This window comes from Acinetobacter wanghuae, from assembly GCF_009557235.1.
Classification (GTDB): Bacteria; Pseudomonadota; Gammaproteobacteria; order Pseudomonadales; family Moraxellaceae; genus Acinetobacter; species Acinetobacter wanghuae.
Map to the genome: position 1 here is coordinate 1,126,929 of NZ_CP045650.1, position 17,638 is coordinate 1,144,566.

The following is a 17,638-nucleotide window of genomic DNA, read 5'->3' on the forward strand; positions in this document are numbered from 1 at the left end:
TATGTTTCGTAGTAAAAAATGGTCACAAGTGAAATTTAGACAAAATAAAAGAGCCATCAGGCTCTTTTATTAATTGAATATTTTTAACTCTTTTGATAACGATCAACCAAAGTGCTGCTGGCTTCATTTAAACCAATGACCACGACTTCAATATTCTGCGCTTTAAATTTTTGCACCACGTTATTGAACATGTTAACAGAGGTCACATCCCAAATATGGGCGTGGCTTAAATCTAATTCGACAGTTTTGAGGGGTTCTTTAAAATCAAAGAACTGATAAAACTTATCCGCACTGCTAAAGAAGATTTGCCCTGAAATGACGTAAGTACGTGCATTTTCATGCTTGAGATGGGTCGAAACATGCACCGTACTTTCAAGCTTGTTAATAAAGAACAAGGCTGACAGTAAGACACCGACAAATACACCAAGTGCTAGATTGTGAGTTGCAAGCACGACAATCACCACCGCGATCATCACCACATTAAACGCCATCGGGTGTTGATTAAATTGCTTCACAGATCCCCATTGGAAAGTGGTAAATGCCACCATCACCATAATGGCAACTAAAGCTGCCATCGGAATATACGCCAACCAATCTTTAAAGAAGACGACTAAACACAGTAAAAATACGCCCGCAACCAAAGTTGAAAGTCGAGTCCGTGCACCTGAGGTGACATTAATAATCGATTGACCAATCATGGCACAACCTGCCATACCGCCCATAAAGCCACTGACCATATTCGCCATACCTTGACCGCGACATTCTTTATGTCGGTCACTGTCGGTTTCAGTAATTTCGTCAATGACAGTGGTGGTCATCATGGTTTCAAGTAAGCCCACTGTCGCAAGTGTCAGCGAATAAGGCAGAATAATCTTCAAGGTTTCAAGATTCAGTGGAATTTCTGGAATCAGAAAAATCGGTAAAGTATCTGGGAAATGTCCAAGATCACTCACCGTACGCATATCCGCGCCTAAAAATAGTGCTAGTCCACTTAACACCACAATACAAATTAAAGGCGAAGGAATGGCTTTACCAATTTTAGGAAGATAAGGGAACAGGTAGATAATCGCTAAGCCGAATGCTACAAATACATATCCTATGCTATCCATTTGCCCCATTTCAGGCAGTTGGGCAGCAAAAATCAGAATCGCAAGGGCATTTAAGAACCCATACACCACCGCTTGTGAAACAAAGCGCATGAGTTTAGCCACTTTAAAGTAGCCTGCAATAATCTGAATGATGCCCGTCAAGATGGTTGCTGCAAGTAAGTACTGCAAGCCATGTTCTTTGACTAAGGTAATCATCAGCAATGCCAATGCACCCGTTGCTGCAGAAATCATCGCAGGGCGTCCGCCAAAGAACGCGATGCTCACCGCAATACAAAACGATGCATATAAACCGACTTGAGGGTCGACACCCGCAATGGCAGAAAAGGCGATAGATTCAGGAATTAAGGCGAGCCCGACCACGAGACCTGCTAAAACATCGGTACGAATGTTGGAAAACCATTCCTCTTTTTTCAGACTAAGCACAGATTATCTTCACTTCATTTTGAACTTGCGTATCTTAAACCGATCGCTTTAAAAATCCACACAAGATTCACTTGAAAATATTCTGAATATCCTCAATATTAAAAGTGTCAATGTCAGTACATGAGATTGAGCTTTTCAGCAATTTACAGGTTTGATCACTTGAAAGTGTATTGGAAGCGCGATAAAACATAGAGAAGTCAATAACAAGGATCAACGATGAAGCTTTATTATTCCCCTGGTGCATGCTCATTGGCAGCGCATATTATTTTAAATGAAATTAATGTCGATTTTGATTTAGAACGTGTTGATCTAAAAAACCATAGAACTGAAAAAGGTGCGGATTATTACGAGATTAATCCAAAAGGGTATGTACCGGCACTCGAAATTAATCCAGGTTTAATTCTGACAGAAAATGTGGCAATTTTGCCATTTTTAGCTCAGCACGATCCAAAACAAGATTTAATCCCGCCATCAGGCATGGGGCGTGCCAAAGTTTTAGAATGGCTTGGTTACTTAAATTCTGAATTACATGATGCTTATGCAGTATTCTTCACGCAAAAGCCACAAGGTGAAGCTAAAGTGGCTGCGTATGCAGAAGTGGATCGTTTACTGAGCTATATAGATAAGACTATTGGTGAGTCGGACAATGATTATTTGGTAGATGATAACTTTGGTCCTGCCGATGCTTATCTCTTTGTTTTGACCAATTGGTCGAATCATATTGAACATGACTTAACGCCGTATCAAAATATTATTCATATTCGCAATAAAGTCGCTGAACGTCAGTCAGTACAAATTGCGATGCGCGATGAAGGTTTAATTCCTTAATTTAGTGCCAAATAAAAAGGACGCAGATAGCGTCCTTTTTTATGTGAAAGCGAGTTGTGATTGAACTTGTTATCTCGCGTATTTCAATGCATTCCACGCTAAAACTAACCAGCCTGCAATCATGAGTGCACCACCGATCGGAGTAATTGCACCCAATCCGCGTGGTAGTCCTAAAGCCATGATATAGAGCGAACCACAGAATAAGAAAATACCCATTTGAATGAGTATAAAGCTCCATTTAATGGGGAGCTGCGGAATCACTTTGGCAATAATCGCAAGCGCCAATAAGCCAAGCGCATGATAAAAGAAATAGTCTGTCGCAGTTTGCCACCAAGTGAGTTGTGCTTCAGTCGCACGGGCTTTTAAGCCATGTGCACCAAATGCACCGAGCATGACAGCAAAGGCAAGATTAAAGGCTGAAATTGCAATCCACATCAATGGGTGGTCCTATAGAAGTAGGTATTAAATATACGCTGAAATTCAAAAAATGTGCAGATAAAAGCCCCCATCATTGGGGGCTTTCAGGCAATAAAAAAACTAAAATTAGTTAGATGACATTGCCACTTTAATTTTTTCCATGGCATTTTTTTCAAGCTGACGAATGCGTTCTGCCGAAACGTTGTATTCCGCAGCTAACTCATGCAAGGTTGATTTTTCATCATCTAGCCAACGGCGCTGCAAAATGTTACGCGAACGATCATCAAGTTGATCCATGGCTTCATGCAGGGCAGAGCTACTTTGTTCTTCGTAGTCTTCATTTTCCACCAAGCGCGCTGGGTCGTAACGATTGTCTTCAAGATACAATGCAGGTGCAACATGGGTTGAACCTTCATCATCGTCATCACCCGATGCTTCAAATGCAGCATCGTAAGCGGTTAAACGACCTTCCATCTCTAACACTTGTTCAGCAGTGACATTTAAGTCATTGGCAATTTTTTGTGCTTCTTCAAGGGTCAGTTTTTTAGATGACTTCTTTAAGCTACGTAAATTAAAGAACAATTTACGTTGTGCTTTAGTGGTCGCAATTTTAACAATACGCCAGTTGCGAATCACGTATTCATGAATTTCAGCTTTGATCCAATGCACGGCAAATGACACCAAACGCACGCCCATATTCGGGTCGAAACGTTTCACTGCCTTCATTAAGCCTAAGTTACCTTCTTGGATTAAGTCGCCTTGTGGCAAACCATAACCTGCGTAACTGCGTGCAATATGCACAACAAATCGTAAATGCGACATGACCAACATCTTGGCTGCATCTAAATCTTGGTCGTAATAATAACGGTCAGCCAACTCTTTTTCTTGTTCAGCCGTTAAAATCGGAATTTGATTCACAGTACTTATATAAGCACCGAGATTGACACCAGGCGCCGATAATGACAGGGGCATCAACTGATTGCTGCTGTCACTCATGTGTTCTCCTTAAGGAATTTAGGATCATTCCAGAAAATAGATTTAATCTTAATCCAAACTCTAACCAAAAAATGAATATTTGGGTATAGAAATGTAATGTTTTATACCATTATGGAGGAAATGAGTTGAATTGAAAGTAGTTAAGATTCAATTAGGTAATGAAACTCATGCATAGAGATTTCTTTAAAATCATACTTTAACTGATGTAACTGACAGTAACGAGCGACATCAATTTGACTATGAGGGTCAGATGACTTTAATAAATACACTGCACCATTTTGGCTTTTCAGCGCACGTTTCAACATTAAGACCGGCATAGGGCAAGGCTTGCCAAGGGCATCAATGATGTTGAGTTCGCTTTCAGGTTCACTCATGACAATTGGATTCACATCACCTACAGAGATCAATAATATTAACAAAAATAGCTGCAAATAGGATGCCAAATTTGCATTTTATATACGAATAATTGCCTGAAAAATACAATATAAAAAAAATCGGTAAAGATGTGAAAAAAATAGCTAAATCAAGCAAAACAAACCCGAAAAAGGTCTTTTTTTTGTCATAAACCCATGATAAGCTCGTTGCGTATTTGGGTGTTTAGAAAGACAAATTGCTTGTTTTTCGCTCGAATGTGAAATGGATGTAACCGGGATTTTGTTAATAGTTTTATAGAATGATTACAAGCTTAAAAATAATATTTTCGAACTTGTTTGCTCTGCTGTTTGCAACACCGGGTTGTCCTTTTTTTAGTTTCAATGAGGATTAACTTATGACAGATGCTCGCGAACAAGGTGTAGTTAAGTGGTTTAACGATACTAAAGGCTTTGGATTTATTCAACGTAACGGCGGTGATGACGTATTCGTTCATTTCCGTGCAATCCAAGGTGAAGGCCATCGCTCACTTCGTGACGGTCAACGTGTTGAATTCAGCGTTGTAAAAGGCCAAAAAGGCTTCCAAGCTGAAGAAGTTCAACCATTAGATTAATCTTCGGATTATGCGAATAAAACGCTCCAATATAAATTGGGGCGTTTTTTGTTTATACTATACTAATCTTATCGATTACCACTTTAGAGCACCGCTTTATGTCATCTGGTTTTGAAACCTTAAATTTACATCCAAATTTGAAACAAGCGATCGACGCTTTAGGCTTTTCTTCTATGACGCCTATTCAGGAGAAGGTTTTAAAATTCACGCTGGCAGGTCACGATGCGATTGGTCGTGCTCAAACCGGTACAGGTAAAACAGCTGCATTTTTGGTTAGTATCATTAATGACTTGCTTTCAAACCCTGTAAAAGAACAACGATTCCGTGGTGAGCCACGTGCTTTAATTTTGGCACCTACGCGTGAATTGGCATTGCAAATTGAAAGTGATGCGCATGAGTTGACTAAATTTAGTGACTTGCATGTGGTGACACTCCTTGGTGGTGTCGATTTTGACAAACAAAAGAAACAACTCGATAAAGCACCAGTCGATATTATGGTCGCAACACCGGGTCGTTTAATTGATTTTGTGGAACAAAAAGAAGTTTGGCTCGATCAAATTGAATTCTTGGTGATTGATGAAGCTGACCGTCTTTTGGATATGGGCTTTATTCCTTCAGTAAAACGTATTGTGCGTTTCTCGCCGCGTAAAGAGCAGCGTCAAACGTTAATGTTCTCTGCAACATTTAGTTATGACGTTTTAAATCTTGCACAGCAATGGTTGTTTGAGCCGGTAACGGTCGAGATCGAGCCTGAGAAAAAAACCAATGCCGATGTTGAGCAGCGCGTTTATATGGTTGCAAAAACGGATAAATACAAATTATTGCAAGAAATTTTACGTGATGAGCCAATTGAAAAAGTCATGATCTTTGCCAATCGTCGTGATCAAGTACGTAAACTCTATGATCATTTAAAACGTGATGGCTATAAAGTCGTTATGTTGTCAGGTGAAATCGCTCAAGACAAACGGACCAAAATGCTTGATCAATTTAAAAATGGTCAACACAATATTATGATTGCGACCGATGTTGCAGGTCGTGGGATTCATGTCGACAATGTGTCACACGTGGTGAATTTCACTTTACCTGAACAATCAGATGACTATGTGCATCGTATTGGGCGTACCGGTCGTGCGGGTGCGCAAGGTGTAAGTATTAGTTTCTTGTCAGAAGATGATGCGTTCTATTTGCCTGAAATTGAAAAAGCCATTGGTCAAAAATTACCTTTAACGCGCCTTGATGGTTACTGTTAATTCTTGATTGAAATAAAAAAACCGCTCATCTGAGCGGTTTTTTTATTTTGTGTATCTGATTTTTAATTAATTGGCTTGGCAACGGAAAGTCAGCACAGTTTGATAATCATCATCCTTGCTTAAGCCGGCATTACGTCCTGCAATATTACCAATTACGTTTGCGGCTGCTTGAATGAGTTGCCCTGTTTGTTCATCAACGACACCTTTTAAAGCACCGCTGTATGCCGTTTGTTCATCGGTCAAAACAGGCGACGCTTTATTGCCGCAAGTTTTATTCGCAGCTGAAATGGCATTGTTTTTCGCAATAATTTGAGTTTTGCCTAAGCCTGTCACTTCATATTGGTTATTTTCTTTTTGAATGGCTAAAGAATTCGTCGGTGTAGATGCACATGCGCTTAACAATGCAGCTGCAGCGATTGCGCTTGCCAACGTGATTATTTTTTTCATCGTTCAGAAACCCGAATATATAAATTAATTTAAATTAAAACATATCCATGCGCGGGAAATGCTGACTTGATGTATGGGTTTTGCAGCATTTTGCTATTTCTATGTCAAAGGGCTTGAATGCTTAGACTGTAAATTTTTGCATCTATTAGTAAGGAACAATTGCGCCATTTAGATAGATAAAGCGGTTGAATTTTCTAGAGTAAATACACCTGATTATGCTAATCTTGAAGGTAGTTTATAAGCATAGAAAATCAAGACAATGATGGAATCTGTGGTTGATATCGTTCACCAAAATATGCACCAACGCCAATCCATTGGACATTTGCTCCAACCCGCACCGAATACTGAACAATTAGAGTTGGCATTTCAAGCGGCTTTAACCGCACCAGATCATCATCGACTGAAACCGACTAAATTTGTGGTGATTTCGCCTGAGCAACGTGAAGCGTTTGGTGAGTTGTTATCACAAGCATTGGTCGATTTAGGCGAAACTGAAATTGCTCAAATTGAGCGTGTGAAAAATCATCCATTGCGTGCGCCTTTATTGGTACTGGCATTAACGACTTTACAAGATCATCCTAAAGTACCCCATTTTGAACAAATTTTAAGTTCAGGTGCTGCCATTCAAAACTTTATTTTGTCTTTACAAGTTCAAGGTTTTTCGACCATTTGGCGTAGTGGGGCGGTCGTTAAGTCGGTACTATTAAAAGAAGCGCTTGGCATTACAGCGCATGATTTAGTCTCAGGTATTATTTATATTGGGACTGCTGCAAAAGCCATTGCACCGCGCGCAGAAATAGATGCACAGCAGTATGTCAGTCATTGGCATGAGCATCATGAAGTAAATGTTCGCAGTTCAGAACAATAAGGATATGCAAAATAAATGTCAGAATTAAAATTTTCAGACTTGGTTGAACCTGTGGTGCTGGATCAAAAAACAGCATTGCGTGTAACCGTATTGGGTGGCGGTAGTTTTGGCACAGCCATGGCAAATACAGCAGTACGAAATGGCTGTAATACCATGATATGGATTCGTGATGCCGAGGCGGCTGCGGATATCAATCAAACCCATATTAATAAGCGCTACTTGCCTGATTTTCAGCTAGAAGAAGGTTTAGTGGCGGTTTCTGATATTGAAACAGCAGTACGTGATCGAGATATTATTTTGGTCGCAATTCCAAGTCATTCTTTTCGTTCAGTCTTGCAACAAATTAAACCGTTTATTACTTCCCAAGCTGTGATTTCGCTGACCAAAGGGATTGAAGCAGATACCTTTAGCTTTATGAGCGATATCATTCGTGAAGAATTGCCTGAAGTGCCGTATGGTGTGTTGTCTGGTCCGAATCTTGCGAAAGAAATTGTATCGGGGCAGCCCGCGGGAACCGTGATTGCTAGTGAGTCTGAATTGGTGCGTTATGCGGTGCAACAAGCCTTGCATAGTGCATTATTCCGTGTGTTTGCGAGTGACGATGTACATGGGGTTGAACTCGGTGGCGCGCTTAAAAATATTTATGCGGTCGCCATGGGTATGGCTGCAGCCTATAACGTGGGTGAAAATACCAAGAGTATGATTTTGACGCGCGCGCTCGCTGAAATGAGTCGTTTTGCGGTTAAGTTAGGGGCGAACCCATTAACCTTCTTGGGTTTGTCAGGTGTGGGTGATTTATTTGCGACCTGTAGTAGTCCTTTAAGTCGCAATTATCAAGTTGGTTTTGCATTGGGTAAAGGTAAAACGCTTGAGCAAGCGACCACTGAATTGGGGCAAACCGCTGAAGGGATTAATACTATTATTCAGGTCAAAGCACGCTGCCAAGAACTTGATGTGTATATGCCGATTACCTGTGCTTTGTATGATGTGATTTTTGAGGGTGCGCCACCGATGAGTATTGCGGTGTCACTGATGAAAAATGGGCATCGCAGTGATGTCGAGTTTGTGCTCCCACATCATCAAGTGTAATCAATGAGAAATGCGATGCTGACAAAATGTTAAAGTTTAGCATCGCTAGTATGATGAAAAGGACAGATTATGCTATTAACACTGGTACGCCACGGTGAAGCCGGACATCCATTTGGTGTCAATGATCATCAACGCCCATTAACAGCGCGTGGGCATGCGCAAGCCGCAGAAACGGCACAATACTTAAAAGATGTGGTGCAGCCTGAAGTGTTTGTGGTCAGTCCGTTGTTACGTGCGCAAGAAACCTTAAAACATCTGCAAGCGTATTTTAAAGATGTGCCTGTGGTGGTATGTAATACCATTAAGCCAGAAGATGATGCAAAAGTTGCGCTTGAATGGTTGTCACAACTCCCATACGAGTCTATTGTGGTGGTGTGTCATATGAATGTGGTGGCGCACCTTTCGGCTTTAATGACCGCGGAGCCATTTTATCCTTATGCACTTGCAGAGGCGCGGGTATTTGAGCAAGCGGTGATTGCTTCAGGCTTATCGACGCAAGTAAAACGATTTATTCCAACACTATAAAATTTATTAAAACGGCAGAATTCAATCGATGTTGTATTTATGGATGCCAGAAGCCAACGGAAAGTGGCAATGGACAGATGGGGGCTTTTGGAACACGGCGCTTAGCATGGAGCAGTTGATCCAAGAAACGCAAAGCTATCACGGCAACGATGTTGTGGTATTTTTCCCGAGTCGCCATGCACAAATCATGGAACTTTCAATGCCCAAACAGCAATACAAGAAAATGGGGCAAGAGGGAATCAAATATTTACTTGAGGAATATGTCGTACTGCCCATTGATGCAATGAAAGTATTGCATCATTTTGAGCAACCCGATCAACTTAGTATTTTAGGCATTGCCAATACGATGTTGGAAACCTTTCAGCATTCGCTGCATTTATTGCCATTCAAAGTTGAAGCATTATTACCTGACTTTTTAATTCTACCAAAGCCAATAGATGGGCAGGCTGTGATTGCAAATATTGCGGATCGGGTCTTGGTACGAGATGCGGAATATCGCGGACATTCGATTGATGATTTAAGCTTGTACTTAGATTATCAGCCCAAAGATATGCAGTATGTGGTAAGCAAATTAAATACTGAGCAGATGCAAGCTTTGGAAGCCAAAGCTAATTTTGATCAAGTTGAATCTTTTCAATATACGTTTCAAGGTATTAAAAAACCAAAACAACATGCTTTTAATATCTTACCTAAAGTCAAATCTGAAGGACGTGTATCAGGCTATTGGAAAGCCTGCGCTGCAATCTTGTGTGGAATTTTAATTATTCAATTCAGTTATGATACTGTGCGTTGGTATCAAAATAAAAATATTGCCAATCAAACTGCTGCGCAAGCCATCGATCAATTTAAATATTGGTTTGGGCAAAATTATCCAGTGACTGAGCAAAATATTAAAAGTCAATTCGAAGGGCAACTGCGTCAAAGCCAAATTGCCGATACGCAAGCATTTGCTTTAATTGCCCGGGTTGGCCCTGTTTTAATGCAAAACCAAATTGTGGCACAGCGCGTCAATTATGCAGATGCAGCATTGAGCATGGAGCTCAAAGCCAACCATGCAGAAGCCTTAAATGTGTTGGTTAAGCAACTTGGCTCACAAGGTTTTAAAGTGGAATTGGGGAATATTCAAGCCGGTGGTGCGGGTGCGGTGGGAGTGGTGAAAATACAATAATGAAAACTTTAGAAAATATACAAACGCAGCTTGACCTTCGTATTGAGAAAATCAAAGACTATTTAGATCAGCTCTCTACACGTGAACGTTGGATGGTCATTTTGACCACAATTTTTGTGCTTATCGCAGGCATTGGATCTGCATTGTGGACGATGCATCAAGCAGCTGACGCACAGCAAAAAAGACTGAATCAACTGAAAGACACCATGGTGTGGATGCAAAGCAATGCAGTGAGCATGAAGCCCGCAGGGGATTTACAACTCGACGCTGCAGAAAAAGTGCAACGTGTAGCACAGCAACAAGGATTGTCGGTCAGTTCACAACAAATGGATACGAAGATTGTGCTCACAGTTAGTCATGAAAATTATGCGGTCTTGGCAAACTTTCTTACACAATTGGCACAAATGGGTTTGAGTGTAGAAAAAATGGAACTAATTCAAGATGCTGGGTTGATTAAATTATCAGCGACCATGCAATAAACGGTAAAAATAAAGATTTGCAAAGCATGGTTTTTTTGTCAACCTGTGCCTATAATATGCCGACTTAAAAAGCAGTAGACTTTTCTAGATATGTTGTATTCTCTAGCCCGCCCTTTGTTGTTTTCTTTAGCACCAGAGCGTGCCCATGAGCTGACATTATCACTATTAAAATCATCCTATAATATGGGCATGATACGTCAAAATGTTGCTGCAAAACCGGTAACCTGTATGGGAATTGAGTTCCCAAATCCAGTCGGGTTGGCAGCAGGTTTAGACAAAAATGGTGCCTATATTGATGCCCTTGCTGCACAAGGTTTCGGTTTTATCGAAATCGGTACCATCACTCCACTGCCTCAAGCAGGCAATCCTCATCCTCGATTATTCCGTCTACCGAAAGCCAAAGCGATTATTAACCGTATGGGGTTCAATAATGACGGTGTGGATCAACTGGTTGAAAATGTCAAAGCCGCAAAATTTAAAGGCGTTTTAGGCATTAATATTGGTAAAAATGCGGTTACATCTGTTGAAAAAGCTGTCGATGATTACTTGATTTGTCTCGAAAAAGTATATAACTACGCGTCTTATGTGACCGTCAATATTTCATCACCAAATACCAAAAATCTGCGTAGCTTGCAAAGTGGTGATGCCTTAACAGAACTGCTTGAAACGTTAAAAAAACGTCAACTTGAGCTTGCACAACAATACCAACACTATGTACCTTTAGTACTCAAAGTCGCACCTGACTTGGAAGCTGAGGATATTCAGTTTATTGCCCAGCAATTATTGAAATTTAAAATTGATGGTTTGATTGTGACCAATACCACTTTATCGCGTGAAGGCGTGGAAGGTTTGGAACATGCTGAAGAAACCGGTGGTTTGTCTGGTGCGCCGGTTTTTGAGAAAAGTACAGCATGTTTGGCTGCATTTTCAAAACTGCTTCAAGGTCAAATTGCCTTGATTGGTGTCGGTGGTATTTTATCTGGCGCGGACGCTGTTGCGAAAAAACAAGCCGGTGCATCCCTTGTACAAGTGTATAGTGGCCTCATCTATACAGGACCGAAGCTGGTTAAAGCCTGCGTAGATGCGTTTTAAAATTTATGAATGCCATTGATATTTTTTTACTGATTATCTTGCTCATTGGAGGGCTTAACGGTTTGCGACAAGGATTTGTTAAAGCCTTTGCGAACTTAGTGGGATGGATTTTTGCACTGATTATAGCTGCAAAATATTCAACACTACTTGCGCCTTCGATGATCGCGCTCAGTGCAGATCCAGTGGTACAAAAGATTGCGGCATTTGCTTTTATTGTATTAATGATTGTGGTGCTGACGTGGATTGTCACTGCAATTTTAAACCGTGTGCTGAAAACACTCAAACTTGGTCCATTAAATCGTTTGGCAGGTGGGGTGTTTGGTAGCTTAAAAGGTTTGCTTATTGTGTTAATTACCATGCAAGGCATTGGTCCATGGGTTGAGGCGTCTCCTCATTGGAAACAATCAAAAGTCATCCAAATGCTTTTGCCATATGCACCGTGGGCATCGACAATGTCAAAAAATGCAGCCAATGAAGCGCTCAGTCATATTAAATCTGAAGGCACATTGCCATCTTCTAATTCTTCATCTGAAAAGCCGATTACGTCGAAAGGCACAGGTGAGTCAACAAACAATCCTTTTTATTAATCCTAGCTCGTCTGCGAGGTTGCTATGTGTGGAGTTGTTGGTATAGCTGGTAAATCACCCGTTAACCAAATGTTGTTTGATGCATTAACGATGTTACAACATCGTGGACAGGATGCAGCTGGGATCGTAACTTGCCAAGAAGGACGTTTGTTCCTTCGTAAAGATGTCGGTATGGTACGTGATGTTTTTCACACACGTCATATGCGTGCATTGCAAGGCAATTATGGGATTGGGCATGTGCGTTACCCGACTGCCGGAACGTCAAGCAGTGCTGAAGCACAACCGTTTTATGTCAATTCTCCGTATGGGATTACCTTGGCGCATAACGGTAACTTAACCAATGCCGCAGAAATTCATGACGATCTGTATAAGACTGATCTTCGTCATATGAATACAGATTCAGACTCAGAAGTATTGCTGAATGTTTTTGCACACGAATTGCAAAAGCAAGGCAAGCTTGTCTTGAGTTCGGATGATATTTTCCACGCTGTTACCCGCGTACATGAGCGTTGTAAAGGTGGTTATGCCGTTGTTTCTATGATTACGGGTCAAGGCTTGGTCGGCTTCCGCGATCCAAATGGTATTCGTCCACTCATTTATGGTTCGCGTGAAACAGAAGCAGGTATGGAATATATTATTGCTTCTGAATCTGTTGCAATTACCGCACTTGGCTTTAAAGTTGAGCGAGATATTGAACCGGGTGAAGCGGTCTTTATTTCTGCTGAAGGTGAATTCTTTACCAAGCAATGCGCAGCAAATCCTGACTATCGTCCATGTATTTTTGAATATGTGTATTTCGCACGTCCTGATGCCACGATTGATGGGATCTCAGTGTATAAAGCACGTTTAAAAATGGGCGAAAAATTAGCGCAAAAAATCTTGCGCGAGTGGGGTGATGAGCACGATATTGATGTTGTGATTCCGATTCCAGATACCTCACGTACTTCAGCACTTGAGCTTGCCAATATGCTTGGCGTGAAGTTCCGCGAAGGCTTTATGAAGAACCGTTACATCGGTCGTACCTTCATTATGCCGGGTCAACAATTACGTGAAAAATCAGTGCGTCAAAAGTTGAATCCCGTAGAGCTTGAGTTCCGTGGTAAAAACGTTTTGCTCGTCGATGACTCCATCGTTCGTGGTACAACCTGTAACGAAATTATTCAAATGGCGCGTGACTCAGGTGCCAATAAAGTATTCTTCGCTTCTGCTGCACCCATGGTGAAATATCCAAATGTGTATGGTATTGATATGCCAGCAAAATCTGAGCTTATTGCTTCAGAGCGTAGTGTTGAGGAAATTCGTGAAATTATTGGTGCTGATCGTTTAATTTTCCAAGATTTGGAAGATTTGAAAAATGCAGTGCGTACCAGTAAAGTACCGAAGCTACAAGAATTTGATTGCTCAGTCTTTGATGGTGTCTACGTCGCAGGTGGCATCGATGAGAAATACCTCGATAATTTACAATCAAAACGTAATGACACAGCGAAAAAAGGTGTGACTTATATTGATGTAAATATCGATGCAGCATCGGTAGATTTAACCGGTGTTCGCGAAGAGTAAGCCACTAAAATCATGATAAAAAGCGGGAATTTCCCGCTTTTTTCATTTATGATAAAGATATAAATACAATGTCACTTAGGGTTGTACATTGCCAAGCGTAGGATCTGCTTTTACACAAAATAAAAATATACTCTGGCCAGCAAGCTTTTGCTTTATTGCTGTGTTTTTGACCATCTTTATTATTAATACTGTTGTGGGCTTGATCGTTTATTATATTGATTCCACTCAATCTATTTTTTGGCACGTGCTGAGTCCTTATCTCGTGATCTTGGTCTTATCGATCATGCTGATTTCGGTGCTGTATGAATTTTATATGTTTCGTACAGGTGGGCATTCACTGGCAAAACAAATGGGTGCGCGTCGCTTAAGTTTTGTTGAAAGTATTCCTGAAGAAAGTGCAGCACTTAAAATTACCCAACAGCTTGCAGACAACTTTTTGATTGAAACACCTGCAATGTATGTTCTACCCGATGAGGTGGGTGTGAATGCCTTAACAGCAGGCTTTAGCCCTAATGATACGGTCATTATATTGACTTGGGGCGCATTACAAAATCTGGATGAGCTAGAGCTGTATGGATTGCTCTGTCATGAGTTTAATAAGATTTTATCCGGGGAAAGCGCTGAAAATACGCGGTTAAAAATTTTATATAGTAGTCTGACCACCTTTAGTCAGTGGGGAAGTAAGATTGCCAAATCGGGTTTTTATCGCAATGGTACGCCACGTGAGAATAAGTTCGAAACGCTTTATGTCGCGATGGGTGCTGTTATTTGGCTGGTGGGTAGTTTAGGGGTTTTGATTAGCCGCTTTATTAAATTTATTTCATTAGGCGGGCGTACTTATAAAAATGATCAGAAGACGCGACGCCTTATACAAAATGATGCCAATATTCAAACGCTGCTGAGAATTTATGTGCATGCATCAGGTTCGCAATTTTATAGTGAATATGCCGAATCGATTTCGCATATGTGTTTTGCCAATGCGTTAAGTCCGCAAAACTGGCTGAATATTCATCCGAGTATTGAGCAACGAATTTATGAATTAAATCCCTCTTTGATTCAAGATCTACAATTAGAAAACTTAAAAAAACTCAAGAACCAACCATTATTCAGTTTGTTTAGATCGCTTGAGGATGTATCGAATGAAACATGCCTGATGTGGAGTTCGCCACAACCGTTGCCTTTACTACGCTTATCACCGATTAGTTTTGCCATCAAAGATGCGGTCAAGCCGTTGAATCCAGAGATCCGTGCCAATATGGCTCGCCCTGAACTGATTGAACGTGCTCTACAAACAGCAACGGGTTCACGCGAAGTTATGGTTGCGATTTTAATGATTCGTCAATATCGAGAATTTATTCCCACAGAAGCAGAAGTCAGTCGTGCCATAGTGGATTCATTATTAAATTTAGATGGACGCGTCCATATCTCTATTTTCCGTCAAGCCTGTAAAAATGTCGGTGGTATGCCGCATACTGTAGCACGGCAATTTCTTATGAAAATGGCGCGGATTATTCAGGAAGATGGTGAAATTGGGTTGCTTGACGCCTTGTTACTTGAATGCGTCAAATATGAACTGAATCTATTACCAATCCATACGCCCACCGCATTAGAAGAGGTGAAGCCGCAAATCGTTCGTTTGATTGATGCATTGCTGCATGTACAACAAATTAACAGTGATAATCAGCTTGAAGTTCGTGAGCGTATTTTAAAACGCATTGTCACGCAAAAAGAATTGGATATGTACACTGAAATTTCAGATGAGCCAATTGATTTAGCAGAAATTTTAAATGATATTGCGGGTTTGTTATTGCGTGATCGTTTGATCATTTTAAGTGTGGCTGAAATTTGCTTGTGGAGTGATCGTATTATTACCCAAGATGAACTCGACGTAATGGAACTCCTGTACTGGCGGCTCGGCTTCCAGTCAGATGACATCTTAGATCAAATGCACAAGAAGAATAGTTTGGTCATTGTTTAATTGAAGTTTGCTTTTAAATTGTGGTTTTGATGAGCGTTGCTAAAAAAAACAGGATTGAGTATAAAAAAAACGATTGAATAAATGTCGAAAGTTAGATATTCCAATAATGGTGAATCGGCAAACAAATGTAATAAAAACTACGGCAATTAAAACCTAAACTCGTTAAAATGTTGAGCTTAGATAAGGTGATGATGAAAAGATGATAGGGCATCAGCGTGACATATTGGCAACATTGGGAATTGATCTTTGGATTCCTCGGGGCGAAGTGTGTCAGCTACATCAGAACCAGCTATGGCGTGACCAAGCAGCACCAGAGTTAGCAACCGATATTCTGCGCCCAACCCGACCGTTGCAAGGTGTAGCGCCTGTTATTGCACCGATTGAACCTCCTGTACAGCAATCAATAGATAGCATTGTTGAGAACAAGCCAGTCGAAGCTGTTGAGCGGGCAACGCCTATGCCTGAACAAGCGCGCGAGCATGTGCAGGTTGAAGCCTTTAGTTTGCAAATGCTCAGTCTGAATCATTGCAATATTTTAATTGATGCCACACAACTGAACGAAGCCGAGCAACAGCTATGGATGAATATTCAACGTGCGGTATTGTGTGAGTTTTCAGAATTAAACTGGCCATTTCCGTGGGTGAATGCACAAGATGGACGTGGTGTTGGCACCTATATTCAAGGCTTTATTGATGGGCAAGGTGTGGATAAGAATATCTTAACTTTGGGGTGCGTGGCTCACTTGACTCATCCTAAAATTATTCAGCTCGCCTCTTTACAAGAGATGCTAGATCAACCGATACTCAAAAAACGATTATGGCAATTTATGCAACCTCGGACGGTTGCTGTGGAATAAAAACGCATGATGCAAAAAGTAGTGGTCTTTAGTCAAATAGATGCAGACATCCAACAAAAACTCGAACAACATTATAAAGTCGTCAATATTCATCCCAAACTTGGCGATGTGAATCAACAACTCCTTGAACATGTTAAAGATGCAGATGCACTTATTGGTGCAGGGCGTCGTTTAAATGAACAAAATTTATCGACCGCCACGAAATTGAAGGTCATTTCAAGTGTTAGCGTAGGTTATGATAATTATGATTTGAATTATCTGAATCAGCGACATATTCATCTTGCGCATACACCGCATGTCTTGACTGAAACCACCGCAGATTTAGCTTTTACTTTGTTAATGTCAGCGGCACGTCAGGTCGGTTATTTGGATCGGTGGACAAAACAAGGACAGTGGCAAAGAACAGTGTCCGATGCACAATTTGGCATGGATATTTTTGCTAAAACATTAGGCATTATTGGTCTAGGTCATATTGGTGCTGCAATTGCACGTCGTGGTTTTCATGGTTTTAATATGGACATTCTTTATCATAACCGTCGTGAAAAACCGGAACTTGCCCAAGCCTTTAATGCTGAATACTGTGAATTAAATGATTTATTACGTCGCTCAGATTTTGTTGTCATAGCGGTGGATTTAAATGAAGATTCAAAACATCTGATCGGTGCATTAGAGCTTGCTCAAATGCAACCACATGCAGTTTTAGTCAATATTGCACGTGGCTCAGTCATTGATGAGCAAGCATTGATTAATGCCTTAAAAAATCGTCAAATTTTTGCAGCAGGTTTAGACGTTTATCAAAAAGAACCATTAACAGCATCAGAATTGTTCGAGTTGGAGAATGTCATTGCTTTGCCCCATGTAGGGTCTGCAACCGCAGCAACGCGTAAGAAAATGGCGTATCTTGCTTATCAAAATTTACGTGATGCACTAGAGGGACTTGTGTCACCATATTTGGTGAATCCTGATTTTAAATAATATTAA

19 protein-coding genes are annotated in these 17,638 nt (G+C 40.8%); 14 read left to right on the forward strand and 5 right to left on the reverse strand.

Features of this window, described 5'->3' with window-relative positions:
* Positions 1-83: 83 nt before the first annotated feature.
* Positions 84-1,532: a SulP family inorganic anion transporter gene (locus GFH30_RS05120; RefSeq protein ID WP_153371210.1), complete on the reverse strand. Its 1,449-nt coding sequence runs from the start codon at positions 1,530-1,532 to the stop codon at positions 84-86.
* Positions 1,533-1,748: 216 nt separating this feature from the next.
* On the opposite strand from GFH30_RS05120, the gene GFH30_RS05125 reads away from it, so the two are divergent.
* Entirely contained in the window at positions 1,749-2,360 is a 612-nt protein-coding gene (locus GFH30_RS05125; RefSeq protein WP_153371211.1) for a glutathione binding-like protein, read from the forward strand.
* Between the two features lie 69 nt (positions 2,361-2,429).
* Here GFH30_RS05125 and GFH30_RS05130 read toward each other — a convergent pair whose 3' ends face one another.
* The 3 genes from GFH30_RS05130 to GFH30_RS05140 form a co-directional block, all read right to left on the reverse strand.
* On the reverse strand, positions 2,430-2,795 hold the full coding sequence (locus GFH30_RS05130; protein WP_153373364.1) for a DUF423 domain-containing protein: 366 nt from the start codon (positions 2,793-2,795) through the stop codon (positions 2,430-2,432).
* A 108-nt stretch (positions 2,796-2,903) separates the two neighbouring features.
* Positions 2,904-3,773 carry an RNA polymerase sigma factor RpoH gene (gene rpoH, locus GFH30_RS05135; protein ID WP_153371212.1) on the reverse strand — a complete coding sequence of 290 codons (870 nt, stop codon included), beginning with the start codon at positions 3,771-3,773 and terminating at the stop codon, positions 2,904-2,906.
* A gap of 140 nt (positions 3,774-3,913) precedes the next feature.
* Entirely contained in the window at positions 3,914-4,147 is a 234-nt protein-coding gene (locus GFH30_RS05140) for a sulfurtransferase TusA family protein (RefSeq protein ID WP_153373365.1), read from the reverse strand.
* Between the two features lie 395 nt (positions 4,148-4,542).
* Between GFH30_RS05140 and GFH30_RS05145 the strand changes: the two genes are divergently transcribed.
* Together GFH30_RS05145 and rhlB are read left to right on the forward strand one after the other, a co-directional pair.
* Positions 4,543-4,758 (forward strand): cold-shock protein, encoded by a 216-nt coding sequence (locus GFH30_RS05145; protein WP_153371213.1) that lies wholly within the window; start codon positions 4,543-4,545, stop codon positions 4,756-4,758.
* A 98-nt stretch (positions 4,759-4,856) separates the two neighbouring features.
* Positions 4,857-6,008, forward strand: coding sequence for an ATP-dependent RNA helicase RhlB (gene rhlB / locus GFH30_RS05150; RefSeq protein WP_153371214.1), 1,152 nt, complete (start codon positions 4,857-4,859; stop codon positions 6,006-6,008).
* 66 nt (positions 6,009-6,074) lie between these two features.
* Here the strand turns inward: rhlB and GFH30_RS05155 are convergent, their stop codons facing one another.
* A complete protein-coding gene (locus tag GFH30_RS05155; RefSeq protein WP_153371215.1) occupies positions 6,075-6,455 on the reverse strand; it encodes a hypothetical protein in 381 nt (126 codons plus the stop codon).
* A 259-nt stretch (positions 6,456-6,714) separates the two neighbouring features.
* On the opposite strand from GFH30_RS05155, the gene GFH30_RS05160 reads away from it, so the two are divergent.
* The 11 genes from GFH30_RS05160 to GFH30_RS05210 all read left to right on the forward strand — a co-directional run bounded on the left by GFH30_RS05160 (position 6,715) and on the right by GFH30_RS05210 (position 17,632).
* Positions 6,715-7,323 carry a nitroreductase family protein gene (locus GFH30_RS05160; protein ID WP_153371216.1) on the forward strand — a complete coding sequence of 203 codons (609 nt, stop codon included), beginning with the start codon at positions 6,715-6,717 and terminating at the stop codon, positions 7,321-7,323.
* A gap of 15 nt (positions 7,324-7,338) precedes the next feature.
* The gene (locus GFH30_RS05165) at positions 7,339-8,412 is read left to right on the forward strand and encodes an NAD(P)H-dependent glycerol-3-phosphate dehydrogenase (protein WP_153371217.1); all 1,074 of its coding nucleotides are present in this window, start codon (positions 7,339-7,341) and stop codon (positions 8,410-8,412) included.
* 69 nt (positions 8,413-8,481) lie between these two features.
* Positions 8,482-8,937, forward strand: a complete 456-nt coding sequence (locus GFH30_RS05170) for a SixA phosphatase family protein (RefSeq protein ID WP_153371218.1) — start codon at positions 8,482-8,484, stop codon at positions 8,935-8,937.
* Between the two features lie 28 nt (positions 8,938-8,965).
* Positions 8,966-10,105 carry a type II secretion system protein GspL gene (gene gspL / locus GFH30_RS05175; RefSeq protein WP_153371219.1) on the forward strand — a complete coding sequence of 380 codons (1,140 nt, stop codon included), beginning with the start codon at positions 8,966-8,968 and terminating at the stop codon, positions 10,103-10,105.
* Positions 10,105-10,584: a type II secretion system protein GspM gene (gene gspM / locus GFH30_RS05180; RefSeq protein ID WP_153371220.1), complete on the forward strand. Its 480-nt coding sequence runs from the start codon at positions 10,105-10,107 to the stop codon at positions 10,582-10,584. The genes gspL and gspM overlap by 1 nt, the downstream gene beginning before the upstream one ends.
* A 90-nt stretch (positions 10,585-10,674) precedes the next feature.
* Positions 10,675-11,676, forward strand: a complete 1,002-nt coding sequence (locus GFH30_RS05185) for a quinone-dependent dihydroorotate dehydrogenase (protein WP_153371221.1) — start codon at positions 10,675-10,677, stop codon at positions 11,674-11,676.
* 5 nt (positions 11,677-11,681) lie between these two features.
* On the forward strand, positions 11,682-12,263 hold the full coding sequence (locus tag GFH30_RS05190) for a CvpA family protein (RefSeq protein ID WP_153371222.1): 582 nt from the start codon (positions 11,682-11,684) through the stop codon (positions 12,261-12,263).
* Between the two features lie 24 nt (positions 12,264-12,287).
* A complete protein-coding gene (gene purF / locus GFH30_RS05195) occupies positions 12,288-13,823 on the forward strand; it encodes an amidophosphoribosyltransferase (RefSeq protein WP_153371223.1) in 1,536 nt (511 codons plus the stop codon).
* Positions 13,824-13,911: 88 nt separating this feature from the next.
* Positions 13,912-15,801, forward strand: a complete 1,890-nt coding sequence (locus GFH30_RS05200) for a M48 family metalloprotease (protein WP_153371224.1) — start codon at positions 13,912-13,914, stop codon at positions 15,799-15,801.
* Positions 15,802-16,000: 199 nt separating this feature from the next.
* Entirely contained in the window at positions 16,001-16,657 is a 657-nt protein-coding gene (locus tag GFH30_RS05205) for a hypothetical protein (protein WP_153371225.1), read from the forward strand.
* 6 nt (positions 16,658-16,663) lie between these two features.
* On the forward strand, positions 16,664-17,632 hold the full coding sequence (locus GFH30_RS05210; protein WP_153371226.1) for a 2-hydroxyacid dehydrogenase: 969 nt from the start codon (positions 16,664-16,666) through the stop codon (positions 17,630-17,632).
* Positions 17,633-17,638: the final 6 nt, after the last annotated feature.